This window comes from Pseudofrankia sp. EUN1h (assembly GCF_001854645.1).
GTDB classification, from domain to species: domain Bacteria; phylum Actinomycetota; class Actinomycetes; order Frankiales; family Frankiaceae; genus Pseudofrankia; species Pseudofrankia saprophytica.
Window position 1 is genome coordinate 118,999 of record NZ_MBLN01000077.1, and the last position, 26,287, is coordinate 145,285.

Here is a 26,287-nt window from a genome sequence, read left to right on the forward strand (position 1 = left end):
CTTCTCCGTGTCGGCCAAACCTGTCCTCATGTGCGCGAAGACGCGCTCCGCCGTTCGGCTACATGCTGTTCTCTGGCTGGTGGTAGACGTGTCCGTCGACGATGGTGATCATCGTTCCGGTAGCCTGGAAGTCGTTGACCATCAGGTCGATGGTGAGGTGGAAGCCGTCCGGGCTGGTCTTCTTCGTGCTTAGGGTGATTCCGGTCTGGGTGAGATCGGAATACCAGTCGAGTTTGGAGACGGTGATGCTCGGCGCCGCGGCGGTGACCTTCTCGGTGCCGTTGAGGGTGCGCAGGCCGTCGTCGGAGAAGTTGGTGTAGCGGACGGCGACGGTGTCGATGGCGGTCTTGGCCGCATTCTCGGTGATCGTGATCGCGGCCGATCCGGTCTTCGCCCCGGCGAGCGTGTACGAGCCTGCGGGCGGGTAGGGCCGTGTCGGGATCGGGCTGCCGGGCACGTATGGGGTGCCCCAGGGGACGGTGTCGGAGATCGGGGCGACGGTACGCGCTGGTTGCGGCTTGCGGCTGGTGAACCTGGCGATCATCATCCGCGCGGTACGGCCACCAAGTTCGGTGGAGGTCTCGCACTTCAGCGGGTTCGCGCCGCCGCAGGCAGGTGCGACCGCGAGTGCCTGCCAGTAGACGACGGCGGTGCCGTCCGGTGACCAGCGCGGGTCGGCCATCCCGTTCCAGTTCGGGTCGTTGATCGCGCCAGGACTGCCGTCGCCGGCGGCGTTGATCTGCTGCCCCTGGTAGGTGCCACGGTCTCCGTACCGGTCGATCAGGATCGGCTGGAAGAACCGTCGCGGCCCGTTGTTGCGGATTGAGGAGATTGCGCCGGGAGTGACCAGGTCTGTGATCGGTGGGACGCCGCGCATGCCGGCGACGAACTCCTGGCGGTCGGAGCCTCTTGTGTCCATGGCGACTGTCCAGTTGCCGTCCGGCGACAGGTCCATCGGGTCGGTGTACTCAGGGTTGGCGGTCAGTCGGCGCACCTTGCCGGTGGTCAGGTCGGCCGCGAAGACGTCGATGTTGGATGACTCTTCCGGGTAGCCGATGTAGGCGACCTCTTTGCCGTCCTTGCTGAAGCCGCGCAGCTCACCGACGGAGACGGCCTTCGGGTTGATCTTCAGCTGGTCGAGGTGGGCTGGGTCGACGTAGACGTTCTGCCTGTCCGCCGCGGTGTCGAACAGCCGGGTGACCGACGTGATGTCGTAGCGGGGCGCCAGCGGGGTGCCGGTCGTGGGATTCGGGTTGAATGTCAGCCGGCCGAGGTAACCAAACTGTCCGATCGCGTCGTTGGAGAAGGTGAAGCTGTTGAAACCGAGATGGACATCGTCCGGGTTCAGCCGCAGCTCACGAATGTTCCCGCCCTTGCCGGACCCGTCGGCCGTGTCGTTGAACCGGATCGGATACATGTGAACCTGGTCTGGCGTGCAACCAGGTTCGGCGATCTTGGCGGACCCGCAGTCGATGATGTTTGTGCCGGCCAGGATTCGTTTGCCGTCGTTGAACGGCTGCGGATAGTCGAGGGCTTCGTTGCGGCCGATCTGGTTTCCGACCGGGAGACCGCAGGTCACGCATTTCCACGCGTCACCGTTGGGGAAGGTGCTGCCGTCGGTCTTCACGATGATGATCTGCGAGCCCGAGTAGATGCTCGTAGGGTCGGGGGCCGCTGGCGCCCCGGCGAAGCTGACCGTCGCGGAGACGGTGCGCCCGTCCGGCAGGTAGCCACCCGACTGCAGACCGACTGACTGGCCGATGCAGCCCGTGCCACGCGGGTTGATCGCCGTGGTGCAGCCGCCCGGCGCGATGTTCGCTGTGACCGGGGGCAACGGCAGTTCGCTGACCGAGATCGGCTCCGGCTTGGGAGCAGGCGGATTGTCCTTCACCTCGGGAAGCGCGTTGACCCCGGTCGCCGGCGCGGGAGACGTCTCGGCACCGYCGGGCGAGCCCGCCGACGAGCACGCCACCACCGCGACCACCAGCGCCACGACCAATCCGACGACCGACCATCGCCTCCGGGCAGCCTCCCGCGGCAGTCGGAGCCTGGCCGGGACCCCTTTACGGAAGGTGTGCGCTACCCGTGGGGCGCCACGAGAACTCGTCGAGCGTAAAGGCATTCTGTCCTCTTCTTCCTGTGGAGCGATGGTCATAGCCGCGCTCACCTCGTAGGAAATCTCGCCACATTCAGGGCGCCGGAATTCCGAGGCATCGTCAGCACCAGAGGCCCTCGGCCAACATGGGACCTGTGGTCGACCGAACGGGACCGGTTCCGCATCGTCCCTTAACGACGATGGAGCTTTCTAGAAATCCCCCGTGGCATCGAAGTTCGGCATCCACGCGGGTCGCCGCTCGGGGCGATTGATCATCCAATGCCAACGGTGGCGCGTCGCGCGAGACATGACAAAGTCCTACTGGCCGCGAGAAGGGCCAGTCGTTTACGACCAGCTTTGGCCTCCGCGGGTCAGCTCCAGCCGCCGGCTCCAGTACGGAAGGCGGTGATGCTGGCCGCCGCCGGAACGGCGTCGATCGGTGTGGCGAGCTGTTCGGCGCTGGGAGCGCTGATGTCGCTCGCGATGGCCTGGAGGGCGGTGCGGTCGAGGCCGTAGACGCCGATCGCGTTCTCACCGACCATCCGGCGGGTGTCCGCCGGCGCTACGGCGTTGAAGGTGTTGCGCAGCGCGAGGCGGGTGACCGACGGCGTGTCCTGGCCGTCGGGATAGACGAAGGTGCCTTCGAGGTGGGGGTAGTCGGATCCCCACAGCAGCTGCGACTGCAGCCCGTGACTGACCACCTGCTCGACCTCGTAGGGGGACGCGAAGCTCGCGCCGACGAATACGTTGGTGGCTAGGTACTCGCTGGGCCGTCGGGGCACCTGTTCGAGCAGTGCCTGGTTGAGCGGCTCGTTGCGCTTCGAGTCGTAGAAGGCGTGCAGCGCGTCAAGTTCGATCGCCTTCGCGGGAAGCCAGCTACCAGGTGTCTCGGTAATCACGAGCTTGAGGCCCGGGTGGCGCTCGAACACACCGGCGAAGATCAGCCACCAGACCGCCCGCTGGGAGAGAAATCCGGCCGACTCCAGCTGGATCAGCGCGACGGATTCGAGTCCGGTGTAGCGGGCGGTCATGCCGCCGCCGACGTGGGTGACCAGCGGCATCCCGAGTTCTTCGCAGACCGACCACAGTGGTTCCCAGAGACGTCGGTTGTACTCCGGCAGTTCGCCGTCGCGCATCGCCGGGAAGTTCACCCCCCGCAGACCGGCGTCCCGAGCCCAGGCCACCTCCGTGACGGCGGCGTCGATGTCCCACATCGGCAGGTAGGCGAGGCCGATGTGGCGATGCGGCGCGCGCGAGACGAAGTCGGCGAGCCATCGATTGTAGATCCGCTGCCCGACGCCGATGAGCTCCCGGTCTCCGTCGGGCCTGGGCTTGCCCAGCGGCGAGGAGATGAACGGGATCGGTTCCAGGTTCATGGAACCGTGGAAGATCACCCCGGCAGCGATGCCGTCGTGGTCGTAGTCGGCGAGACGCGCGGCCGAGTCGTGGTGCCCGGCAGTACGGAAGTTCGGGTGATCGAGATAGCCGCTGCCGGCGAGCATCGCCGCCGCGGCCTCCTTGTTCTGGCGCTCGCTCGCGGCGAAGCGGTCGAAGTCGTCGAGATATCTGGCCGGGCAGTAGGCGCGCAGGTCGTCGATCAGCCGCGGCCCGATGTGGGTGTCGTTCGAGACCACGATGACTGGGTCGGTCGGTAAGGCCATGAGGTCACCTCTTGTTGATCGGGCCGGCGCCAACGCGGACCACGATGCCGGTCATTCAAACGGGACTCGCTACTCGGGTGGTTTGGCAAGATCGCCGGCAAGGACCCGCGACCAGGCGGCGCTCCCGGGCATCGCGATCAACCGAGCTGCAAGATCTCTACCTGGTTTCCMCATGGGTCGAGAAGGTCGATGGATCGCCCGGTCTGGTTGTTCGGGGTTCCGGTGAACTCGCCCTGCACCGTGGCGCCGTTCGCGACCGCCCGCGCCTGTGCCGCGGTCAGGTTCGGAACCTGGATTACGAAGGCTCCTGCCTTCTTGTCGTCGGACTGTCCTGGGAGCAGGATCAATCCGGGGCCACCGTTGGGAAACGTCACGACGCCCACGTTGCCCTGGACCTTGAGAGCGAGTTTCGCGCCGAAGACCGCGCCGTAGAACTTCTCGCCGGCGTCGAGACTGCCGACGTGTAGTTTGATCATGAGTATGGTCCCGTTCGGCGCGGCCGGATCCTTCGAAGCCGAGGCCGTCGCCGACGGAATACTCTCGATGGAGAAGGTGGTCGCAGCGGCGGCCGGCGTCGAGCTAGTTTCGAGTCGGGCGCTGGGAGCAGCGGCGGAATGGCTGCCGGTCGAACCGCACCCGGCCGCCAGCACCAGAGGCGCAACAAGCAGGAGCGCGCGTCGGCGCATGAAAAGGTCTCTCAATTCTCTCGGACACCAGATCATCTGGCGCATCTCTCTGCCATGGAGCCACGAATGGCCCGGCTATCCCCGCGCGACTCGGCCTGGCTATCTATCGCCCAGCCCGTTCCGAGGCGGCTCGCTGCTCGGCTGTCTCCGCCGTGGACCCGCCTGGCTCGCCGAGGCGGCCCGTGACGGAAGGCCGCGCGCACCACGGTCATCACCGGCCCGAACGTTGACCGTTCAGCCTGCCCCTCCTCGGACCAGGCAGCTGACTCCGACCGCGACAGTGAGAGGAAACCAGAATTCTCGACATCTGTCGAGTGAAGAGGTGTCGCCGCTACTCGGACCTCGGCGTCGTCGATCAAGCGGCGAAGATGATCGTGCGCTCCGGGCGCCTGCCCGGCCGGCGAGGGTGACGCCGCTCCGTCGCTCCGGTGGCGGCCCGACGGACCGGAGCGCTGTCTCAGCCCGTTGGCAAGGCGCCGAGCCGCACTCCGCTCCGGTCCGCGATCCCACGCAGCGCACAGTCGAGGTCGTACTCGAACTGCGCGTCCGGTGAGGTCTTGGCAGCCGCCGCAACCACCTCACGAAGCGTCATGAGATCGTCGACCTCGACCGCCTCAAGCTCGGTCATGAGCGCCCGGTGCATCCCCGTCACCGGCGCGTCACCGGACCCGATGCTCGCCAGGACGACCTGGAAGAGGAACGCATAGGCACGGGTCGCGTCATCGATCGAGAAGCCGCAGGCGCGAAGCCGCCCGACCAGACCGTCCATGGCACGCAACTGCACCCGCCCAAGCACGAGCCGAGGCGTCGCGAACCGGATCCACCCCCCGGCCGCCATGAGCCCAGCACGCGTCGCGCGGGCGTAGGACTCCATCACCGCGTTCCAGCTGCCATCTGGCTGCGGAGACCACCGCGCCGATTCGCCCTCATCGATGATCGCGCCGAGGACGAGCTCGCCGATGTCGCCGCGGTCGCGGACATGCCAGTAGATGCTTGTCCGGGCAACACCCAGCTCGGCCGCGAGCGCGGCCGGGTTCACGGCATCGGGACCGAGCCGCCGGGCCGCCACGATCAGCTCCTCGCGGCTGAAGGTCGGCACACGCCCGCGACCACGACGCTCCACCACCCGACGGTACCCACCCGCCGGGACCGGAACTGCAGGGCAGCCACGCTCCCAGCGCCGACGATGGATGCCGCCACGCGTCGCTGGCGCCGCATGCCCTGCCGCCGCGGCCGAGCAAGGATCGACCCCCGGTAGGGCGACAGCCACCAGGCCGCGCCTACCCTGGCGCCGTCTGCACGGCTGGTGAGCAGCATCTGTGTCGGGCGCCGTCTCAATATTTGAGCAGATGTTCAAACTTTCGGGCTGCCGATCCTGGCGTCAGAGGCGGCGGGCCCGTTGCTGTTCAAGGCGCGTGACCAGGCGGCTCATCGCGGCGCGGGCCTGCTTGTGCGCGGTCTCGTAGCCGGCAACCTCGTCGGCGACGAGGCCGAGGGCCAGACCCTGCACGGTCGCGGCGATCAGGGCAGGCGGGTAGTCAAGCGGGTCGAGATCGTACTCGGGGAGAATCTTGTCGAGGACCGCCATCTGCAGGCGCCGTACCTCGCGTGCGACCTCGCCCATCGATGCCTTCAGCGCCGGCCGGTGGTTCGCCGCGGCGAGGAACTCGATGAACAGTGCGGTGCCACGGGGGTCGGAGGCGAGGTCCCACCAGGCTTGCAGGGGTCGCGGTGAGGCCAGCGCCGCCTCCATGCGTTCGACAACGCGCTCGGAACGCCTGCGCAGCAGCGCGACGAACAAGTCGTCCATCGTCGCAAAGTAGTAGTGCAGCAGCGGTGCCTTCAGGCCTATCCGCTCGGCGACGTTGCGTGAGGTGACGGCGGCGTAGCCCTCCAGGAGCATGATCTCCTCCGCCGCGTTGAGCACGCGGTTCACCTTCTCTTCGGTCGCCGCGCGCCGGCGACGGGGCTCGGCCATCCAACTCCTCCCAGCTCCTCCTTCGATCAAGTCGTCCCATCCTGCCGGACAGTCGAGCGTCTTGACAGCGTGTCCCCGCGAAGTTTGAATGACCGCTCAAAGTAGACGTGGTGGAGAGTCGAGCCCGGAGGTGTCGGAGTGAGCAACACGAGGCCGGTGTACTGGGACCCGTTCGACGGTGAGTTAGCGCGCGATCCGTACCCGATCTACCGGCGGCTGCGGACCGAGGCTCCGCTCTGGTACAACGGGCGCCACGATTTCTGGGTCCTCAGCCGTTGGGACGACATCAACAGCGGGCTGGTCGACTGGGCAACCTACTCCTCGTCGAGGGGTCCGATCCTTGAGCTCATCAAGGCGAACATCGAGATCCCACCGGGCACGCTGCTCATGGAGGACCCGCCGATCCACGACATCCACCGGCGCCTGCTCGCGCGGGTGTTCACCCCCCGTCGGGTGCTGTCGCTGGAGGCCGCGATCCGGGAGTACTGCGTCCGCTGCCTCGACCGCCTCGATGGGGTCGACCGGTTCGATCTCATGGCCGCGTTCGCCAACGAGGTCCCGATGCGCGTCATCGGGATGCTGCTCGGCATCCCCGAGGACGACCAGCTCACGGTCCGGGAACGGGCCGACGCGAAGCTGCGGACCGAACCCGGCCAGCAGATGAAGGTCTCCAGCAGCGCCCTCATGGACACCGATCTGTTCGCGAACTACATCGACTGGCGCGCCGAGCATCCCTCCGACGACCTGATGACCGAACTCATGAACGCCGAGTTCGAGGACGAGCGGGGCATCACGCGCACACTCACCCGCGAGGAGATCCTCACCTACGTGACCGTGTTGGCAGGCGCGGGCAATGAGACTACCGCACGCCTGATCGGCTGGCTCGTCGCGCTGCTCGCCCGCTACCCCGACCAGCGTGCCGATCTTCTCGCGCACCGTGAGTTGATCCCGAACACCGTCGAGGAGACGCTGCGCTTCGAGCCAACAGGTCATGCCATCGCGCGCTACGTCACCCGAGACGTCGAACTGCACGGCCAAACGGTCCCGGCCGGCAGCGCGATGATGCTGCTCGTCGCCTCGGCGAACCGCGACGAGAAGCGATGGGACGACGGCGAGACCTACGACATCCGCCGCAAGATCGACCAGCACATCACCTTCGGAATCGGGACCCACTACTGCCTGGGCGCCGCGCTGGCCAGGATCGAAGGTCGGATCGCGCTCGACGAGTTCCTCACCCGGTTTCCGACCTGGGACATCGACTGGGACAACACCGCACTGTCGTCGACCTCGACCATGCGCGGCTGGGAAACCCTTCCCCTCAGCGTCGCCTGAGGTCGGCTCGCTCCCTCACCGACTGATGGCTCGCGCGTCGTCGACGATGCCGTACGCGCCCGCCATCGCCACTCAGATTGGCGTTCGCCGTCGGTGAGCTGGCCATTTGCATCGATGCGCTCGCCGCCGGGTAGGCCTCACCGCGTTCCGTTCCGGTGCCGACGCTGGCGGCTGGACCTTGACCGCTCCGCGCGAGCGTGTCTCCGCTCCGGTCGTTAGCACTGGCCGTCGGGCTCGTCGCCACTGCGGGTGGGCGTCACCGCCCGCGGTTCGACGGCGGCACCAGCCAGCGTGCGTGGGTCCCGCCGTCGAACCGCGGAAGAAACCATGGGCGGGATCAGCGCTTCGGTGGCTGGCTGGGGGTCATCTCGGCGGAGAGGCGTGCTGCGCCGTCGAGCCGAATGACCTCCCCGTTGAGGTAGGGATTGCGGATGATTGCCTCCGCGAGCAGGGCGTATTCCTCAGGCCTGCCCAGCCGTTTCGGGAACAGGACGTCGCGTACGAGCAGCTCCTGGACCACGGGGTTCGACAGTCGTGGTGTGGCGAACGCGCCGGGCGCGATAGCGCATACCCGGACGCCGATCGCGGCGAGGTCGCGCGCCATGGGCAGCAGCATCGCGACGATCGCCCCCTTGGCCGCGGCGTAGGGAACCATGGTCGCCTGGGCGTCGAACGCACTGATCGACGCCGTCTGCACGACGACTCCACGCTGCCCGTCCTCGTCCGGCGCGTTGGCGCTGAACGCCGATGCCGCGAGCCGGGTGAGGTTGAACGGGCCACACACGTGCAGGTCGAGATTCGCGCGCAGCACCTCTGTTGACATGACCGACCCGTCACTTGCGACGAGTCGTGGGCTGGGGATGACGACACCCGTCGCGCTGACGGCGATGGAGAAGACGCCGAGAGCCTGCGCCGCCGAGATCGCGGCGGCCACGGCCTCGTCGTCGTTGCTGTCGCCGGTCACCGCCATGACCGTGGGACCTAGTTCGGCGCCGAGTGCCGCCGCGCGGTCTGCATCGGGATCGAGCACGACGACACCGACTCCCAGCGCGGCCAGGCGCCGCACCGTCGCTCCTCCGAGACCACCCGCGCCTCCGGCGACCACTGCGGCCTTACCCACGAGCTCCATGGACTTCCTTCCCACGAGTGCGATCGCCGAGCTCATCGCGCATCTCCTGCGGCCGGTGCGCGAGCGCGCGGCAGGGTCGCGAGCTGACCACCATTTCTTCTGCCTGTCGCCTAGCCCCGCGGCCGCCGGAAGATCGGATACGCGGGAGGGAAATCAGAGGAGACGCCACGAGGTGGGCCGACAGCCTCCGCTGGCCGTCGGCACGGTTACCCGTCGACGACGGTGATCGCTCTCTTTGGGCAGGCCGCCGCAGCTGCCTGCACATCGGCCCGCAGATCCTCTTCTGGGCGCTCGTCGAGCACGGCGAGTGTGTCGTCCTCGTCAAGCTCGAATACCGAGGGCGCGAGGCCCACACACAGGGCGTTGCTCTCGCAGAGCACGGGGTCGATGACCACCCGCATAGCGACCTCCATCGATACGACTCGCGACATCAGGCCGACGCCCTTCGCCGTCGCGGCGACCAACGACATGAAAGCGTCAAGATCATGAAGAAGATCCGCACCCCGGAAAGGCGTCCGGGGTGACCCAGCGACATTCGTGCGGGTATCGCCAACACCCCGCGCGTTACCGCCCCACGTCAGATGTACATGCCGCCGTTGACGCCGATGATCTGGCCGGTGATGTAGGCCGCGTCGTCGGAGACGAGGAACGACACGGCGTTGCCGATGTCGGCGGGCGTGCCGGCCCGGCCGAGCGGCACCATCGCGCTGACCGCTTCGAGGAACTGCTCCGCGCCGCCGGCCTGGCCTGCCTCGTGGTGGGCCATCGGGGTGTCGACGACCGTCGGCGGGATCGTGTTGACGGTGATGCGGTGCTCGGCGAGCTCGCGGGCCAGCGCCTTGGTCAGGCCGATGACGCCGCCCTTGCTGGAGACGTAGTGCGCCATCGCCGGCGCGCCCGACTGCGCGCTGGACGACGAGATGGTGACGATCCGGCCGTATGTGGCCTCGATCATGTCTCCGACGGCGGCCTGGATCGTGTGGAAGACGCCGGTGAGGTTCACCGCGATCATCCGGTCCCAGGTCTCCTGGTCGAGCTGCACGAACGGGACCATGTTCGAGATGCCGGCGTTCGCGACGACGATGTGGATCGGCCCGAACGTCTCGCGCACCGTCGCGTAGGCGGTCTCGATCGAGGCGCGGTCGGAGACGTCGACGGTGAGCGGCAGAACGGTGCCACCGGCGGCGGCGAGCTCGGCGGCGAGCTTCTCGACCTTGTCTCCCTGCCAGTCGAGCATCGCGACCTGGTGGCCGTCGTTCGCCAGCCGCGTGGCGATCCCGGAACCGATGCCCTCGGCAGCACCCGTGACGACTGCGACGCGACCCATGCATTGCTCCCTACTAGACACGAAGTTTTGACGGGTGTAAAAGTACTGCCATGGGTGGGCCAGAGCAAGAGGTTCGTTCGCGGGGTTCCCGAGCGCCCGAGACGCGCGCGAGGATCGTCGACGCGACGATCCAGCTCCTGGCCCGAGAGGGCTATGGCAACATCACGACGCGGCGTATCGGAGAGGTCGCCGGTGTGAAGTACCAGCTCGTCCACTACTACTTCGCCTCGATGGAGGACCTCTTCATCGAGGCCTTCCGGCGCGGCGCCGAGGAGAACCTCGCGCGTCTCGCCGAGATCGCGAAGGGTGAGGCCTCGCTCCGCAGGTTCTGGAAGATCCACTCTGACGCCGGCGCCAGCAAACTCATGGTCGAGTTCGCGGCTCTCGCCCAGCGTCACCCCGCGCTGCGGCTGGAGATCGCGGCCTACGCGCGACGTTTCCGCACTGCGCAGCTCGACTTCGCGCGGGCGGCCCTCGACCGCGAGTCGATCGCATCCGACCACATACCACCGATGGTCGTTCTCCTGCTCACCACCGGCCTGGCGCAGCTAGAAGCGAACGATCGCCTGCTCGGTTTCACCGACGGACACGACGAAACCCGCACCTGGATCGAGAACTGGCTCGCCGCCAACACCACCCCAGTAAAGGAATGAGAGACGACGCATGACCGCCACCGACCTCTACTGGGACCCGTTCCGCCACGACATCTGGGTGGACCCGTACCCCATCTACAAGCGCATGCGCGCCGAGGCCCCGGTCTACTACAACGAAGAGCACGACTTCTACGCCTTCGCCCGGTGGGACGACGTGGACCGCGGCCTCCCGGACATCGAGCACTTCAGYAACGCCCGCGGCAACATCTACGAGTTCATCAAGTCCGGCATCGAGATGCCGCCGGGCAGCGTGATCTTCGAGGACCCGCCGAGCCACGACATCCACCGCCGCCTGGTCTCCCGCCTGTTCTCCCCGGGCGRCATCAGGGCGCTGGAGCCGAAGATCCGCGACTACGTCGCCCGCCAGCTCGACCCGGTGCGCGACGGCGAGAGCTTCGATGTCATCGACATCCTCTCCGACAAGGTGCCGATGCGCGTCATCGGGATGCTCGTCGGCATCCCCGAACAGATGCAGCAGTCGGTCCGGGACCGGACCGTCGCCAACCTCAAGACCGAGGAGGGCGGCAAGATAGACGCCGAGGCCTCACAGATCGCCACCGACATCTTCGAGAGCTACATCGACTGGCGCATCGCCAACCCCTCCGACGACATCATGACCAAGCTGCTCAACGTCGAGTTCGAGGACCACGACGGCACCACCCGCAAACTCACCCGCGAGGAGATCCTGGTCTACTGCGCTGTCATCGCGGGAGCGGGAAACGAGACCACTGGCCAGCTCATGGGGTGGATCGGGAAGATCTTCGGCGAGGAGAACAACCAGGCGCAGTACCAGGAGGTCGTCGCCGACCCGTCGCTGTCGGCCAGGGCGGTGGAGGAGATCCTGCGCCTGGAGCCCGTCGGCCAGGCGGTGGGGCGGTACGTCACGAAGGACGTGGAGTTCCACGGCCAGACCATCCCCGAAGGAAGCACCGCGCTGTTCATCGTCGGCTCCGCCGGCCGTGACGAGTCCAAGTTCGCCAACCCCGACGACCTCGACATCCACCGCGACATCACGGCGCAACGCAGCTTCGGCTACGGCCTGCACTACTGCCTCGGCGCGAACCTCGCCCGCATGGAGGGACGCATCGTCCTCGAAGAACTGGCGAAGCGCTTCCCGAAGGGATGGGACGTCGAATGGAACGACGCCAAGCTTGCGAGTACCTCGACAGTACGTGGCTGGGAGAAGCTTCCCATCGTCCTGCGGAAGTAGATCCGCCTCGCCACGGGTGAAGGACAGTTAGCGGACGTCGCCGCTGGCGTTGGCGGACTCGGCATCGCCAGCGCGCGACAGCACCATGTGTCTCGACGTGGTCGCCGCATCGCTGTGACGTCGGCGGCATCGGTGGGGGAAATGACCTCCTGCTGTTCTGGCCCCGAACCCTGGCCGGCCTGTGCGCCGTCGATGCCCCGTCCGCTGGTTGAGCGATCGCTCACATAGTGGAGGGTTTTGTCGCGACCTGTGCGACGCGACGTTGGAAGACGCGTGTCGCCGCCCGGTGCCAGTGGAAAGCGTCGAGCTGAAATCAGAGTGCTGGCAGTGACATGGCCGGGGGTGTCTGGTCGGTGGTGGTGAGGAATCGTCGAGTCTCCTGCGACACCGGAGCCGCGAGGTGGCCGGTGAAACCGTCGATCAAGGTGCTGACGAACAGGCCGAAGGGGACGATCTGTTCGCCGGCCGCGATCGCTCGCTCCCGCCGGGCCGCGGCGTGCACGCTGAGCTCCTGGACCTCACGGATGCGCATCGTGCGTACCGGCTCCTCGACGTGGGGCACCAGGCGGCGCATGTCGTGGAGGAACTCGCCCTGGGAGCGCTGGATCTCTTCCGACTGGACGAGGGTGCCGGTGGCTTCGGCGCTGCGTTGGAGCTGCTCGACGAACGACACGTAGAAGTTGTCCGGTGACTCCGCCAGTTCCAGCACCGGCAGCAGGTGCGCCTCGAATCGCGCTCGCAGGTCGCCCGGGTCGATGCGGGCGAGCAGGAGCGCGCGCCGCTGCACCAGTTGCGGCATCCGGTGAGCGAAGATCGCTTCGATCAGCTGTCGTTTCGAGCCGAAGTAGTAGTGCACAGCCGAGTTGTTGCCCGACCCGGCCTGGGTGGCGATCTGCCGCAGGGACACCCCGTCGATGCCGTGCTCGGCGAAGAGCCGCTCGGCGGTCAGCAGGAGTTGCAGTGCCATCGCACCGGACGGGGTGCCCTGCGGCTGGCTCACGGCTGGCCCGCTCGCCAGTGGCGCGCGGCCTCGTGCAGCGCCTCGCCCTTCGCGAATCCGTAGTAGGCGCTGAAGTGCAGGATGATCTCCTGCATCTCCTCGTAGGTCACGTCGCCTGACTCTAGTGCCGACCCGACGTGCGAGAAGATCGGTCCGACCGCGTCCGAGGCCCCGACGCAGGGAATCGTGACGAGCCGTCGCTCGCGGCGGCTGAGCCCTTCCCGGCGCCAGACGTGGCCGAAGACGAAGTTGAGGATGCCGGCGTAGAAGTAGGGCGAGTCGGACGGCGGAGCGGGGATGACGTTGACGGTCCTGAACTCCTCCTGCCCGCCGTGGATCCGCTCCTCACGGTCCGCCGGCCCGAGGTTCTCGACGGTGAGCGTCGGCCAGGCCGGCGCCTCCTGTCCCTGTTCGGCATGGAGTCGGTGCCATTGCTTGCGGACGGCCTGCTCCAGTGCTGAGGCTTTCGGCCAGCCGCAGTAGACGGCGAAGTGCAAGGTGACCTCGTTCATCTGCTCGATCGTGAGGTCGCCGCTGTGAAGCGCCGCGTAGACGTGGTCGTCGATCGGTGTCGCTGCGTCCGCGGCGGCCACACACGCGAGCGACACGAGGCGGCGGTCGCGGATGCCCAGACCGGGCCTGCTCCAGATCTCTCCGAACAGGTACTGGCGTGTGGCCGCGTCGAAGGGCGTCTGTGGCGTCGGCGGGTCGACGGTCATCACGGCGCGGTAGACGTCGTCCGCGGTGGTCGGCGAGGTCATGGGTGGTCCTCTCGTGCGGTGCGGGCGAGGCCCATGGCGGCCAGCGCCGTGTCGGCCATGTCGATCAGCGGTGAGCTCGCGGGTGCGAGCAGGTCGGCGAGGATCCCGACGTCCTTGGCGAGCAGTGGCCCGGCGCCGCCCGCGAGCGGGGCCAGGTGGTAGCCGTTCCTGGCGACGACGTCGGCTGCGAAGCTGTGGCCGCTGCCGCCGTGCAGCACGGTCGCCATGGCCGCGGGGTCGAGCCCGCGGCGTTGCGCGGCCGCGTGGAGCTCGGCGGCGAGGGCGAGTTGCGCGGTGAACAGGGCGTTGTTGAACACCTTCGCTTCTTGGGCGCTGCCCAGGGGCCCTAGGTGCACGATCGGGTCCGCGAAGGCGGTCAGGATCGGCCGGCAGCGTTCCAGGATCTCCGCCTCGCCGCCGACCATGACCAGCAGCCTGCGTTCGGCCGCGGCTGCCCCGCCACCGCTGACGGGCGCGTCCAGGACGTGCAGGTGCGGATGGTCCTCCTGCAGGCGGCGACAGGTGTCCGGACGGGTGGTGCTGTGCACCACGACGATCCCGCCCGGCGCCATGCCGGCGAGCGCCCCGTCCGGTCCGCGTAGCACCTCGTCCACGTCGGCGTCGCCCACGACGCACACACCGAGCACGTCGCTGGCCGCGCCGAGCTCGACCCTGCCCGCGGCGAACCGAGCGGGCGTGTCGGCGAAGAGCTGCTGGGCCTCGGGGCGGCGCGCCCACAGCGTTGTCGGGAAGCCGGCGTCGATGATCCTTCGGGCCATCGGGGCGCCCTGGGAGCCGAGCCCGACGAAACCGACCCGTACGCAGCCGTCCCCGCGGGCCCCGCTCACGGCGCCTGCTCGGTGATCCGGGCCTGCAGGTACGCCTCCAGGTCGCCGGCCCGGACCGCCAGCTCGTCATGGATCGCGGGGGCCGTCAGGACGAGGAACCGTCCCTGTGCCACGGCGTCGGCCGCCAGCTCGCCCACTGTGTCCGCGGGCACCACGGGATGATCGGGAGCGCGCGGCGAGGAGGCGACCTCGCCGTAGACGGTCACCTGCTCAAGAATGTTCGTGATCACTCCGGACGGGCACAGGCAGGTGACTCCGACGCCGCGGGGACCCAGGTACAGCGCGAGCGCCTCCGACAGTCCGACGACCGCGTGTTTGCTCGCGACGTAGGGCAGCCGGTCGAAGCCGTACGCGAGCAGCCCCGACGCGGACGCGGTGTTCACCACGTGGCCCCGGCCCTGGGCGAGCAGCAGGGGCAGAAACACCCGGTTACTGCGCGCGATGCTCATCAGGTTGAGGTCGAACACCCGCAGCCAGGCCTCGTCCGGCAGCGATTCGGGCGCACCCAGGGCCAGGACGCCGACGTTGTTCATGACGAGGTCGACCTGGCCGAACCGGTCGAGAGCGGMGTCACGCCAGGCGGCGAAGTCGGCCTCGCGGGTGACATCAACCCGGGTGGCGAACGCCTCGCCGCCGCCCGCGGCGATCTCGGCGGCGACGGCGAGCGCCCGGTCGAGATCGAGGTCGCTCACGGCGACCCGGGCACCCCGGCGGGCAAACGCGAGCGCGGCGGCCCGGCCGATCCCGCTGCCGCCGCCCGTGACGGCGGCGACAGCACCGGTAAGCATCAGTGGCCGGGTCATGCGATCGCCACGGCCTTCGTGCGGACGAACTCCAGCAGGCCCTCCTGGCCGCCTTCCCGGCCGTATCCCGAGATGCCCACACCCCCGAAGGGCAGCTCATAGCCGACCACCGGCGGAGCGCCGTTGACGTAGACCCCTCCGGCGCGCAGCTGGGCCGTCAACCGGTTGACCCGGCCGATGTCGCGGGTGTTCACGTAGGAAGCCAGGCCGTAGGACGTGCTGTTCGCGATCGCGACCGCCTCCTCCTCGGAGGAGAACCGCAGGAGCGACAGGACCGGGCCGAACACCTCCACCTGGGCGATCTCGCTGTCCGGCGCGACGTCACCGAAGACCGTCGGCTCGACGTAGTAGCCGCCCGCCGGCGGCCCGTCAGGCACGCCGCCGCCGGCAAGCAGGGTGCCCGCGCCCTGCGACCGCGCCGTGTCGATCATCCCGAGGATCCGGTCACGTGCCGCACGCGTGACCACCGGGCTGACATTGGTCGACGGGTCGAACGGATCCCCGAACCGCAGTGAGCGCACCCGCGCGACGACCTTCTCGGCGACCTCGTCGTAGACCGACTCGTGCACGAGCAGCCGCGACGGGATCGCACAGCCCTGGCCCGCCAGCGTCTCGAACACCGACGAGGTGTTGATCAGGGTGACACGGTCAAGGTCGGCGTCCGGGAAGACGAGGTTGGCTGACTTGCCTCCAAGCTCAAGCACCGCGGGCTTGAGCGACTCCGCGCACGACGCGAGGATCTTGCGGGCCGTCGTTGGGCCGCCTGTGAAGCTGACCTTCTGCACGAGCGGATGGCGCACGAGCGCCTCACCCGCGTCCGGGCCGCCGAGCACCAGGTTGACCACGCCATCCGGGATCCCCGCCGCACGGACGAGACGCATCAGGTGCTCGGTGGCGTAGGGCGTCAGCTCGGACGGCTTGACGACAACGGTATTGCCCGCCGCGAGCGCCGGGATGACCTTCATCCCGACCGAGACCAGCGGGCCGTTCCAGGTCAGGATGATCCCGACGACGCCGTAGGGCTCGGGGACCGTGTACGCGAGTTCCCGGCGCTGTGCCGGCACCGTGGTGACCCGGCCCTCGATCTTGTCCGCCCAGCCCGCGTAGTACTCGGTGTAGCCGGCCATCGAGCTCGCCAGATGCAGACCGATGCGGTGCGTCATCCCGTTGTCCAGCACCGACAGCCGGCCCAACTCCGCAACGTCAGCCTTGATCATCTCCGCGAGCCGCACGAGTACGCCGCGGCGCTCCGCCGGGGTCCAGGCTCGCCAGGCCGGAAACGCGGCATGTGCCGCCTCGACAGCCTCCGCGACGTCGGCCGGCCCGGCGAGCGGGACCAGGCCCTGGACCTCTCCCGTCACGGGGAACACGTGCGCGACCGTGCCGCCGGTGCCCTCCACCCGCGCCTGGCCGCCGATGTGCAGATGTACGGCGGGGACCGTGCGATCGATACCCATGCAGGCCCTCCTCTCGATAAGTCGCCTGCTTTAAGGCAGAAGCTACTTGACTTGGACAGTATGCGCATGTCTTAGTGGCCGCATGGCACCCACGGAGCTGTTCGACCTCGCGGGCAAGGTCGCCGTCCTCACCGGCGGAGCCGGAGGCATCGGCGTGGTCTACGCGGAGGCGCTCTGCCAGGCCGGCGCCTCCGTCGTCGTCGCCGACCTGGACGGCGCCGCGGCTGAGCGCACGGCCGAGAAGTTGACCAGACAGGGACTGCCGGCCACGGCGGTGCAGGTAGACGTCTCGTCCGTCGAGTCGACCGCGGCGATGGCCGCGGCCGCCGTCACCGCGTTCGGCGGGATCGACATCCTGGTCAACAATGCGGCGATCATGACGAACCTGCCGCCCTACGGACTGTCGAACATGCCCGTCCCCGACTACGACCGCGTCATGAACGTCAACCTGCGCGGGCCGCTGCTGTGCACACAGGCCGTCGTCGAGTCGATGACCGAACGCGGCGGCGGCCGGATCGTCAACGGCCTGTCGGCCGGAGCCTTCATGACCGGCGGCGTCTACGGCGTCAGCAAGTTCGCACTCCACGGCCTGACGATCAACCTCGCGGCCGARCTCGGCCCCTGCGGCATCAACGTCAACGCGATCGCGCCCGGCCTCGTCGCCAACGACAGCGGCTACGTCTCCCTGCCCAAAGACTCGCCGTTCCGCGCCGCGATCGAGRCACGCATCCCGGGCAAGAAATCCGGACCGCCCGAGGACCTGGTCGGCGCACTGCTCCTGCTGTGCTCCAAAGCCGGCGAATGGATCACCGGCCAGACGATCCTCGTCGACGGCGGATGGATCACCCGCCTCTAGATGCCGCCGGCAGCTCCGCTCACCACAACCCGGACGCTCCGACGAAAGGAAGACACCGATGAGTACCGAGCCGGCCGGCAACAGCACCGGCCACGCCACACCGCTGCGCGAGCAGCGGCGCGGGCGGCGAATAGCGATGACGCCACAGGAGCGCGACGGGTTCCTCGCCGACGAGCGGACCTGCCGGGTCTCGACCCTAGGCGCGGACGGCACCCCGCACACCTCGGCGCTGTGGTTCGTCTGGGACGGCACCGCGCTGTGGCTCAACAGCATCGTCAAAAGCCAGCGCTGGACCGACCTGACCCGTGACCCACGAGTGTCGGTCATCATCGACACCGGCCACGACTTCGGCGAGCTACGCGGCGTCGAACTGATCGGCCAGGTCGAGACCGTCGGCGAGGTACCGCGAACGGGCGCGACCGAGGCGGCGGCGCTGCTCACCGAGCCCGAGCGCCTGTTCGGCGAAAAGTACGGCGCCGGCAAGTTTCACTACGACGGCCGCCACGCCTGGCTAAAACTCACTCCAAACAAGATCGTGAGCTGGGACTTCCGCAAAGCCGGCCTTTAGTACGGCGCCTCGATCGGCATCGGGTGCAGGAAGGGCGGCCTGCCGTACAACGGTGGCCGCAGCGCACGTCGCCCGGACAGTACCCACGCGGATAGAAGGCCGTCCGTGGCGTTGGCCGACCGAAACCTGTTAGCGCCCAGCAGGGCCTGGCCCCCTACAACCAGGCCCCGCAGCCCGCCCCACCGCCGACGCCTCCCGGCAACTCGATAACACCGGTCATACAGGGTCGAGCAGCCCCGGCAGCGTGGTCGACCGGGTCATCAACGCCGGCCCGGTGTCACGCCGACTGGAGCGGGCTATGTCGAGGCCGCTCCAGGATGCTGGTTGTCGAATGTTAGCCGAATACCCCATCAAATCGGCCCGGGAAGGACTTGCAGGTGACGCCGACTGGCAGAATCATCACCGAAAATTTGACAACTGCAGTTTCAGCCTTCCACACCAGACGGATCCGGTTGGCGCCAGTGCCTGTATGACTCCCACCCGTGAGCAAAACTCTCAAGGTGGAACGGTAAGTACATTCTACCAGGATTGRCACATGATGAACGACGACCCCTTCTGGGTGGACCTCCTTCCGTAAACCCCGGCGATCAATGATCGGCTAGAAGTGGTGGCACGCTGACCGGCGATCAGCGCGCCACCACTTCTCGAACATAAACAGCCAAAAATCGGCGATCCTGCTACATTCTAGCTATGCCAATTTTCCCGAAACTGCACGGCTCGCTACTGATACGCACGGATTTTTCTGACGATGATGCCTGGGAAGCGGTCTGCACGGCGAGCGTCGCGACCTCGCCCGAGGGTTTCGAGGCGCACCTGCTCTTCATCAGTGACCCGGAGTTCGCAGATCTGACCGTCGAGCAGGTGATGGCAGTCCCGGGCGCACGACACTACAACGCCCTATTTATCGTCGATCACGTCACGATTTCTGATCAAGAGAAGCCGATCCTGGTAGTTGATCTGAATCTCGAACCTGGGCGCACCCTTCGAGTGATACCGGCCAAGATGCAGAGTATAGAGAACAACCTCGAAGCCGATCACATGAATTTCTCTCAATTTGCCGGCGCGGCTGACCCGGATGGAGTCTTTCGTGGCTTCGCTGACGTCCGTTGACGACCGCGCCGAGAACCGTCAGGAACCCCTGCAATTGATCGAGAGGATCAGACCCCGTCAGCCGATCACGCAGTAGCGACAGCTCCTCGTTACGGCCTGTGAACAGCGCATTGCGCGGCCAGGCCAGGTCCCACACCACTCCGCCGGCCGAGCCTCCCGAGCGCGCGGCCCCCGCTGCAAACACCGGATGGGCCGGAAACGCCGCGAGTGCCGCCGCAAACAACTCCGCTAGACCACCAGGCAGTACGCCGTGTTCCAGCAGTTCTGACACCGCGCGTCAGAAGCCCTGAGCGTCGGTTGCCGTCCAGGATGGATGGCGCCGAGTTGGCAGGCCCGCCGCAGTCAGCACCCAGCCGGCAGCACGTCGTTCAGGGAACGCGTCGGCGAAAGCTTCGACCTCGTCGGCCGACAGCCAGCCATCGGCAGCCCACCCGTAGCCAGACCTGCAACCAAGGCCAGCGTTACCATGCTCGCGAAGATGAGTAGCCTCCGCGCCGAGCGCAGCACCTCGATAGGGCCGCCGTTGACAGCGAGTGCCGGCTGGCTCCGCAGCAGTCGATTCCTGTAGGTAGTCGTTCAACGGCATGGCGGTCCGAATGAAGCTGCGGATGGAAGGATCCCGTGAGTGGCGAGTCCGCGCGGCTGGGACTGGCCGGCGTGCAGGTCGCTCGCGGCATTCTGGGGCGAGATCCGGCAGGTGGGTGGCTGGGCTCCTGTTTACCGGCGGTCCGCACCTTCGTCGGCCGCTGCGGTGGAGCGCACCCAGTACCGATCAGCTCCGCCAGCGCCTCGACCGCGCTTCGCCGTTGCCGCATGGCCGTGGTCTCGGTCCGCTCGACGAAGCCGCGCCGTTCCCGCCAGGCAGGTGGAGGCGACGGCGGGGCGGCCAGGGACGGGCGCGGGACCGAGATGGCCCACCCCCCGATTGATGTCCGGTGCGAGGATCACTTGGCTCTGGTCGTGAGTTGCGAACGCGACTGGTCATCGTGACGGCGCGCACATGTCGGCGCGGCCCGGCCGATATTCGATCTTGGGACCGGGCGGCTTCACCGCTCTGCCGAGTGCCGTCACACCGAGTTTGGCCCGCGGTTCGTTGGTCGTTTCACGAGCGACAGGAGCTGGGCTCGGAGCGTGTCATCGTCGAGTCCGATGAGTAGTGGGTGCACGGCTGCCCCGCTGATCGCGGCAACGATCATCGCCGTGTGGGTGATCGTGTCCGGGCCGGTTGCTGGCGATCCGGAGGCGGCAGCACGGATGCCGTCGCGGTAGATCGCGCCGCGCCTGCCGTCGGGTGTTGGCAGACTCGCGTCATGACCGTTAGCTTCACATGCCGCACCGAGTCCACCCTGCCCCTGGAACGGCTTTTCGACCTCGYCCGCAGCATTGACGCCCACATGGACTCCCAGAAGGGTGCCAGGGAGCGGGCTGTCGGTGGCGTGACGTCGGGCCTGATCGGTGAAGGCGAAGAGGTCACCTGGCGGGCACGGCACTTCGGTCTGCCGATCACGATGACCAGCCGCGTCACCGCGCTGGAGTTTCCCGTGAGGTTCGTGGACGAGCAGGTCAAGGGTCCGTTCAAGTCGTTCCGTCACGTCCACGAGTTCGAGGCGACGTCAGGGGGCACTGTCATGACGGACCGGGTGAGGTTCACGGCGCCGTTGGGACCTTTGGGCCGCCTGGTGGAACGGCTGGTGCTGGGCCGCTACCTGGAAAGGCTCATCGTGGACCGCGGCCACTTCCTGGCTGTGCGCTAGCGACGCCGGACCCAGCTGGACCAGATTGGCCGTGCCCGTCTCTTCGGAGACTCGCGAATTAGGTTCTCGAACGGTAGCGCGTGCATCGATCGTCTTTCTTTGCGGCCTCGACCCTTCTTCGTTGGTGACGAACCATCCAACATCATCGTAGTGCACTCATGTAGGTTCCATTTCGGTCCAATGGCGTCAGGCCGTTCTGTTACACGCCGGCTCTGGTGCCGAGGCATGGAGCGTGGCCTTGGCGTCGCCGCGGAGCTGGGCGACCAGGTTTCGTGCGGTACCTGCGCCGACGCGGAGGCGTTTGCGGAGCTTTTCGGAGGAGATCGGGCGGTGGTGCAGGTGCCAGTGGAAAACGTCTTCGGCGCGTGCGCGGTGGAGCAGGTCCTGCTCCCGTGCGCCTGACGCGTCTCGGCGAGGTGCCGCCTTGGCCGATGGCCCCTCCACGCTGGATGGATCACGACCCTGAGGCACCGATGGTCGGTCAGCCGCGATCGACTCGGGCGAGTCGCCCACAGCCTACTCGGCCAGCGCAGACGTGCACGCCGAAGCGGCCTGCATCGCCTGGAGCACTCTCGGCCCCACTTCCGCCCATCCGATGAGAAGAGTGGTCCGACAGCGTCGAAGGCCGCTTTGCCGCGGTGGCCGGCGATGAGGGGTTCCGCGATGTTCAACGCGAGCGTCACTGCGAGAAGATGAGCAGACGCCGCGCCGAACGAATGCCGGGGTCCCAGTCGCGTTTGGCTGTCCGTCTGTCCGGGCCTACCGCGACGAGTGCATGAGGTAGCGGAGATGGCTCATGGATGCGCGGCGGCGGTAAACCGGTGCGCGACGTCGAGGAGTTCGTGGCCTGGGGCGTCGCCGAGTAGTTCGCTCATCAGGTGGACGTCTTTGACGAGCGGAGGGCCGGCGGGTGAGGCGGCGACGCCGGCGGTGGAACCGGCGCGTAGTCGCAGTCCGGAGGCGACGCAGGCCGAGCTGCTGGTCATGAGAACCGTGGCGAGGCCGGCGGGGTCGACACCGAGGGACGCGCCGGCTTTCATCGCGTCGTCCGCGAGGGTGATCTGGGCGGCGAACAGGGTGTTGTTGATGAGCTTGGCGTGGGAGCCCGCGCCGATCGCACCGAGGTGGATGACGTGGTCGGAAAGGGCTGACAGGAGGTCGGTGACGTCGGTGAGGGCGCCGGCGTCTCCGCCGATCATGATGGTCAGTTCGCCGGTCTGGGCTCGTGGGGCCCCGCCGCTGACGGGCGCGTCGAGGACGCGTAGGTCGTGTGCCGCGGCACGTTCGGCGATGGCGCGGATCTGGGTAGGCGACACGGTGCTGTGCACGAGCACGACGGCGCCTGGGCGCAGTGTCTCGACCAGGCCGGCCGGCCCGAACATGACTTCTTCGACGCCGTCGGCGTCGAAGACACAGATGCCGACGGCGTCGACCGCTGCGCCCAAAGCGGCTGGGGTCGCCGCGACGGTCGCGTTCGAGCCTTGAAACGGTTCGGTCGAGGCGGCGCGGCGGGCGTAGACCGTGAGGTCGTGCCCCGCGGCCTGGAGCCGTTGCGCCATGGGCAGTCCCATGCTGCCGAGTCCGATGAACCCGACTTTCACGATGTCCTCCTGGTCCAGGTACCCGCTTGCCGTTCGCCGTGGTCCCACTCGTCTGTGGCCCGTTCGGGCCGGCTGGCGTCTTCGGATGTGGTTGGTCTGGAGGTCCTGTTGCCCGCGATGACTGGTCGCTGCTGGAGGTGGCGGACGCCCACCGTGGTCTACGTGGGCACCGCGGCCGGGGGCGCTGGCGCTTCGGCTAGCCGAGCTGTCCGGTCTGGATGGCGGCGACGGTGCCGCCGTCGACGAGCAGGTCGGTGCCGGACAGGAAGCTCGCGGCGGGGCTGAGGAGGAACTCGGTGGCGGCGGCGATGTCTGCGGGGGTCCCGAGCCGCTTCGCGTTGGACACGTCGATCATCATCTGCATGTGGCCGCCGTGATCGGTCGCGAGCTCCGCGGTGCTCATCGGGGTGGCGATGACGCCGGGGCTGATGGAGTTGATCCGGGCACCGTGGGCGCCCCAGGTGGTGCTGGCGGCCTGTACGCGGATCTGGTTCGCGCGCTTGGCGAAGGTGTATGCGTGGCCGCTGTCGGGAAACTGGTCCGGGCTCGCGGCCGGAAGTGCCAGCAGCTCGCTGGCCGGTGTCGTGGCAAGGGCGCGAGCCACCTCCGGTGCCAGCGGCGTGCCGAGGTGGCCGGCCATGCTGGCGATGACGACGCCCGCCCCGCCCGGGGCGACGACGTGGGCGAACTCCTCCAGGACCAGGGCGACGCCGAGCAGGTCGACGGCCAGGACCGCCGGTACCGGAGCCTGAGCGGGAGACAGCCCGGCGGTGTGGACCACGGACCGGACCGGCCCCAGCGAGGCTGCGTGTTTGGCGAGGGCCACCACCGACTCGCGGGAGGTGACATCGACGACGGCGGTGGCCACCGCGTAGCCCTCGATCTCCAGCTTCCCGGCGAGCGTCTGCAGGATCTCCTCGTTGACGTCGGCGATCAGAACGTGGGTGCCGGGACCGATACGTCGAGCGATTGCCTGTCCCATCGCTCCGATACCGATCACCACTGTGACGTCAGGTTTCATCGTCTGCCTTGAAGGACGTCTGGCGGCGGTCAGCGGCGGTCGCGGGCAGCGTTTGGACCCACCGTGCGAGGCGGTTCCAGAGGTCGTGGCGGGTGCCGGCGGTGTTGTGGCAGTGCGCGGACCTTGGGAGCCGGAACAGGGTGATGTCGTCGGAGGAGCTGTAGGCGCGGGCCTCGTCGTGGTGATCCGGGGTGGAGTCGCGTTCTCCGAGGCCGATGAAGACCGGGCAGCGGATCCGGCCGGCGTGGTCGGAGGCGATGTACGGGACGATCGACAGCGGGCCGGTCACGCCGGGAAGGTGGGCGCTGGTGAGGTCGTCCGCGGCGATGACGTCGGTGGGGACGTCGTCCCAGTAGAAGTGGTGGCGGATCGCGGGGTCGGTGCGGTCGGACAGGAACGGTTCGTCGAAGGCGCCGGCCCTGGCCGGGACCATGATGGACTCCAGGCTGGGGATCTTGGTGCGGTCGTTTCCGACGAGGTGCGCGGCGAAGGGGCCCACTGTGCCGTAGCCGAGTGGGGCGATGGCGTCGAAGCTGCCGTGCAGCGATTGCTGGAAGATGGCGAGCATGCCGCCCATGGAGTGACCGACCGCGACGATCGGGCCGATGTCGATCGGCCCGAGGCCAGGCAGGAGCGTGCCTTTCGTCGCGTGTTCGAGCAGGTCGGTCAGCGCCGCGTTGTTCGCCGCGGCGACGACGTCAGGGGTGAGTTCCACGGCTCGTGGGTGGCGGGAGCTCTCGCCGGTGGCGAGATGGTCGACAGCGATGACGAGCATTCCCTGGGCCGCGAGGTGCTCGCCGAAGCTGTAGCCCACGCGGCCGGGGACGTCGAGATGCCAGTAGGCCTTCGTGTAGCCACCGCCGGGAAGGCAGAACAGCAGCGGCACCGGGCCGTCCGTCGGCGCCGGGGGCGGGAAGATCCACGTCGCGATGTGGTGGTCGCCGTCGATCGACACCCGGCCGGTCACGTCGACGACGACGGTCGGCGGGGCGGACGCGGCCGGCGCGCTCATCGGGCGCCCGATCGCGTCAGCGACGTCACACCCGGGGCCCGGACCGGCACGGCCGTAGATGGCACGATGGCCTGGAGACCGTGCGCCCAGGTGGTGAGCTCGTGGGCATCCCCGACGGTCCGCGATAATAGCCCGTCGCGCTGCATTCCGACTCTCACGTATTCGTTTCCTGCCATCGGACAACCTCCTCAAATGCTGCTGTGTGCTTCCACGGGTATAACTTGCGGAAAGGTGGGAGTGGTTACCGACCGCACCCTTCACCCACGCGGCGCGCTCGGTTCGCTCCGGCCGAGCTGACGGTCCGGACCAGACGACGGGTATTACATCAGGGGACGATGCGCCCGTCGGGCTGACGCCACGGATTGACACCGCGGCCGATCATTTGCACAATCGGGCCGGGAACGGATCGATAGACGCCAGGCCCCACATTTGGAGCAGAGCGCGCACGTCAGGCGCGGCCAGAAATAATCTTATCCAGATCGCGAGCCGCTTCCAGGTCGGCGAGGCTGGTGACGTCGCACCGGATGGCGACGGCCTGTGTGCCGATCTCGACGGCCACCGAGTCCGCACGGTCGGCGTCGATGTCGGCGACCACCACGCGGGCCCCACGGCGGGCGAGGGCATGCGCGGTGGCACGTCCAATGCCGCTGCCACCGCCGGTGATCACAGCCACGGCGCTGCTCAGGTCAGTACTCACGAGCACTCATCGCGCAGGGTCACCTGTCCTTATCAGAGGAACGGCGGCCAGGTCAGACTGGCCGGATCGGTGTCGTCGAGGGCAGCGAGGGTCGCCGGAGACACCGGGGCCGAGAGGAAACCGACCAGGCCGTCGAGCAGGTCGGTGACCGCGACGGCAAGAGGGACCACCGGCCGGCCGGCGGCGCGTGCCAACTCCCGGTCCGCGGCGGCCCGAACCATGAACGTCATCGCCCAGGAGATGCGATGGGGCCGCAACGGCTCCGCGATGTGCGGGAGAAATCCCGACAGGCGCTCCTGGAAACGCACCGCCGACTGGCGGATCTCGTCCGGCAACTGCTCGAACACGTCCCGCCGCCCGTACTGGTGGAGCATCCCGACAAAGCCCAGGTAGTGACTGCCCGGTCGTTCGCTCTGCTCCATCACCACCCGTAGCTGGCACTCCAACCACGAGCGCAGATCGTCGGGACGGCGTTCCGCGATCAGCAACATCCGGCGTTCATGCAGCCACTCCAGCCGGTATTCGAAGATCGCCTGTATCAGCTCGTCCTTCGAGCCGAAGTGGTACTGCACCGCCGAGTTGTTGCCACTCCCGGCCGCCGTCCCGATCTGGCGCAGCGACACCCCCTCGATCCCGTGCAGAGCAAACAACTGCTCCGCCACGCGGACGATCTGCTCCTTCGTCGACGGAGCTACCACCGGCATGGCGCCATCGAAGCATCTGGACAC

General features: G+C 67.9%; 25 protein-coding genes and 1 pseudogene. 7 read left to right on the plus strand and 19 right to left on the minus strand.

From position 1 onward, the window contains the following. Window positions 1-58: 58 nt before the first annotated feature. From BCD49_RS31095 to BCD49_RS31115, 5 genes are all read right to left on the minus strand, one after another. Window positions 59-2,155 (minus strand): TolB family protein, encoded by a 2,097-nt coding sequence (locus tag BCD49_RS31095; protein ID WP_241832432.1) that lies wholly within the window; start codon window positions 2,153-2,155, stop codon window positions 59-61. A 311-nt stretch (window positions 2,156-2,466) separates the two neighbouring features. Further along, on the minus strand, window positions 2,467-3,756 hold the full coding sequence (locus BCD49_RS31100; RefSeq protein ID WP_007510363.1) for an amidohydrolase family protein: 1,290 nt from the start codon (window positions 3,754-3,756) through the stop codon (window positions 2,467-2,469). 137 nt (window positions 3,757-3,893) lie between these two features. Continuing rightward, complete coding sequence (locus tag BCD49_RS45390; RefSeq protein ID WP_241832433.1) at window positions 3,894-4,487, minus strand: VOC family protein; 594 nt, start codon at window positions 4,485-4,487, stop codon at window positions 3,894-3,896. A 412-nt stretch (window positions 4,488-4,899) separates the two neighbouring features. Next, window positions 4,900-5,511, minus strand: coding sequence for a TetR/AcrR family transcriptional regulator C-terminal domain-containing protein (locus BCD49_RS31110; protein WP_007510360.1), 612 nt, complete (start codon window positions 5,509-5,511; stop codon window positions 4,900-4,902). Window positions 5,512-5,823: 312 nt separating this feature from the next. Continuing rightward, the gene (locus BCD49_RS31115) at window positions 5,824-6,420 is read right to left on the minus strand and encodes a TetR/AcrR family transcriptional regulator (protein ID WP_007510359.1); all 597 of its coding nucleotides are present in this window, start codon (window positions 6,418-6,420) and stop codon (window positions 5,824-5,826) included. A gap of 138 nt (window positions 6,421-6,558) precedes the next feature. On the opposite strand from BCD49_RS31115, the gene BCD49_RS31120 reads away from it, so the two are divergent. Next, window positions 6,559-7,752 (plus strand): cytochrome P450, encoded by a 1,194-nt coding sequence (locus tag BCD49_RS31120; protein ID WP_007510358.1) that lies wholly within the window; start codon window positions 6,559-6,561, stop codon window positions 7,750-7,752. A gap of 337 nt (window positions 7,753-8,089) precedes the next feature. Here the strand turns inward: BCD49_RS31120 and BCD49_RS31125 are convergent, their stop codons facing one another. From BCD49_RS31125 to BCD49_RS31135, 3 genes are all read right to left on the minus strand, one after another. Next, window positions 8,090-8,881 carry an SDR family NAD(P)-dependent oxidoreductase gene (locus BCD49_RS31125; RefSeq protein ID WP_027140785.1) on the minus strand — a complete coding sequence of 264 codons (792 nt, stop codon included), beginning with the start codon at window positions 8,879-8,881 and terminating at the stop codon, window positions 8,090-8,092. Between the two features lie 206 nt (window positions 8,882-9,087). Beyond that, window positions 9,088-9,282 carry a ferredoxin gene (locus tag BCD49_RS31130; RefSeq protein ID WP_007510356.1) on the minus strand — a complete coding sequence of 65 codons (195 nt, stop codon included), beginning with the start codon at window positions 9,280-9,282 and terminating at the stop codon, window positions 9,088-9,090. Window positions 9,283-9,458: 176 nt separating this feature from the next. After that, on the minus strand, window positions 9,459-10,208 hold the full coding sequence (locus tag BCD49_RS31135; protein WP_007510355.1) for an SDR family NAD(P)-dependent oxidoreductase: 750 nt from the start codon (window positions 10,206-10,208) through the stop codon (window positions 9,459-9,461). Between the two features lie 50 nt (window positions 10,209-10,258). On the opposite strand from BCD49_RS31135, the gene BCD49_RS31140 reads away from it, so the two are divergent. Both BCD49_RS31140 and BCD49_RS31145 read left to right on the plus strand, forming a co-directional pair. After that, window positions 10,259-10,861 carry a TetR/AcrR family transcriptional regulator gene (locus tag BCD49_RS31140; protein ID WP_007510354.1) on the plus strand — a complete coding sequence of 201 codons (603 nt, stop codon included), beginning with the start codon at window positions 10,259-10,261 and terminating at the stop codon, window positions 10,859-10,861. 10 nt (window positions 10,862-10,871) lie between these two features. Beyond that, window positions 10,872-12,071: a cytochrome P450 gene (locus BCD49_RS31145; RefSeq protein ID WP_071042215.1), complete on the plus strand. Its 1,200-nt coding sequence runs from the start codon at window positions 10,872-10,874 to the stop codon at window positions 12,069-12,071. Window positions 12,072-12,384: 313 nt separating this feature from the next. On the opposite strand, the gene BCD49_RS31150 is transcribed toward BCD49_RS31145, so the two are convergent. From BCD49_RS31150 to BCD49_RS31170, 5 genes are read right to left on the minus strand one after another with little or no spacing between them, the layout of a single operon-like run. Then, on the minus strand, window positions 12,385-13,071 hold the full coding sequence (locus BCD49_RS31150) for a TetR/AcrR family transcriptional regulator (RefSeq protein ID WP_007510352.1): 687 nt from the start codon (window positions 13,069-13,071) through the stop codon (window positions 12,385-12,387). After that, entirely contained in the window at window positions 13,068-13,832 is a 765-nt protein-coding gene (locus BCD49_RS31155; protein ID WP_007510351.1) for a carboxymuconolactone decarboxylase family protein, read from the minus strand. Before BCD49_RS31155 ends, BCD49_RS31150 begins: the two co-directional genes overlap by 4 nt. Then, window positions 13,829-14,680, minus strand: coding sequence for an NAD(P)-dependent oxidoreductase (locus BCD49_RS31160; RefSeq protein WP_007510348.1), 852 nt, complete (start codon window positions 14,678-14,680; stop codon window positions 13,829-13,831). The genes BCD49_RS31155 and BCD49_RS31160 overlap by 4 nt, the downstream gene beginning before the upstream one ends. Then, window positions 14,677-15,483, minus strand: coding sequence for an SDR family oxidoreductase (locus tag BCD49_RS31165; RefSeq protein WP_071042216.1), 807 nt, complete (start codon window positions 15,481-15,483; stop codon window positions 14,677-14,679). The genes BCD49_RS31160 and BCD49_RS31165 overlap by 4 nt, the downstream gene beginning before the upstream one ends. After that, the gene (locus BCD49_RS31170) at window positions 15,480-16,940 is read right to left on the minus strand and encodes an aldehyde dehydrogenase family protein (protein ID WP_007510344.1); all 1,461 of its coding nucleotides are present in this window, start codon (window positions 16,938-16,940) and stop codon (window positions 15,480-15,482) included. The genes BCD49_RS31165 and BCD49_RS31170 overlap by 4 nt, the downstream gene beginning before the upstream one ends. Window positions 16,941-17,022: 82 nt before the next feature. On the opposite strand from BCD49_RS31170, the gene BCD49_RS31175 reads away from it, so the two are divergent. The 4 genes from BCD49_RS31175 to BCD49_RS31190 all read left to right on the plus strand — a co-directional run bounded on the left by BCD49_RS31175 (window position 17,023) and on the right by BCD49_RS31190 (window position 21,228). Further along, complete coding sequence (locus tag BCD49_RS31175; RefSeq protein WP_071042217.1) at window positions 17,023-17,796, plus strand: SDR family oxidoreductase; 774 nt, start codon at window positions 17,023-17,025, stop codon at window positions 17,794-17,796. A gap of 58 nt (window positions 17,797-17,854) precedes the next feature. Further along, window positions 17,855-18,364, plus strand: a complete 510-nt coding sequence (locus tag BCD49_RS31180; RefSeq protein WP_007510340.1) for a pyridoxamine 5'-phosphate oxidase family protein — start codon at window positions 17,855-17,857, stop codon at window positions 18,362-18,364. 690 nt (window positions 18,365-19,054) lie between these two features. After that, window positions 19,055-19,474, plus strand: coding sequence for a DUF6924 domain-containing protein (locus tag BCD49_RS31185; RefSeq protein WP_007510338.1), 420 nt, complete (start codon window positions 19,055-19,057; stop codon window positions 19,472-19,474). A 1,310-nt stretch (window positions 19,475-20,784) separates the two neighbouring features. After that, window positions 20,785-21,228, plus strand: coding sequence for an SRPBCC family protein (locus tag BCD49_RS31190; RefSeq protein WP_071042218.1), 444 nt, complete (start codon window positions 20,785-20,787; stop codon window positions 21,226-21,228). Between the two features lie 186 nt (window positions 21,229-21,414). Here BCD49_RS31190 and BCD49_RS46560 read toward each other — a convergent pair. The 6 genes and pseudogenes from BCD49_RS46560 to BCD49_RS31215 form a co-directional block, all read right to left on the minus strand. After that, window positions 21,415-21,946: pseudogene (locus BCD49_RS46560) on the minus strand (hypothetical protein); the annotation flags it as partial. A gap of 76 nt (window positions 21,947-22,022) precedes the next feature. Beyond that, entirely contained in the window at window positions 22,023-22,829 is an 807-nt protein-coding gene (locus BCD49_RS31195; protein WP_007510332.1) for an NAD(P)-dependent oxidoreductase, read from the minus strand. A 196-nt stretch (window positions 22,830-23,025) separates the two neighbouring features. Next, entirely contained in the window at window positions 23,026-23,850 is an 825-nt protein-coding gene (locus tag BCD49_RS31200; RefSeq protein WP_007510331.1) for an SDR family oxidoreductase, read from the minus strand. Further along, the gene (locus tag BCD49_RS31205) at window positions 23,840-24,862 is read right to left on the minus strand and encodes an alpha/beta hydrolase (protein WP_007510328.1); all 1,023 of its coding nucleotides are present in this window, start codon (window positions 24,860-24,862) and stop codon (window positions 23,840-23,842) included. Before BCD49_RS31205 ends, BCD49_RS31200 begins: the two co-directional genes overlap by 11 nt. A 448-nt stretch (window positions 24,863-25,310) precedes the next feature. Further along, window positions 25,311-25,559, minus strand: a complete 249-nt coding sequence (locus BCD49_RS31210; RefSeq protein WP_007510324.1) for an SDR family NAD(P)-dependent oxidoreductase — start codon at window positions 25,557-25,559, stop codon at window positions 25,311-25,313. Between the two features lie 32 nt (window positions 25,560-25,591). Beyond that, a complete protein-coding gene (locus BCD49_RS31215) occupies window positions 25,592-26,263 on the minus strand; it encodes a TetR/AcrR family transcriptional regulator (protein WP_027140788.1) in 672 nt (223 codons plus the stop codon). Between the last annotated feature and the right edge of the window lie 24 nt (window positions 26,264-26,287).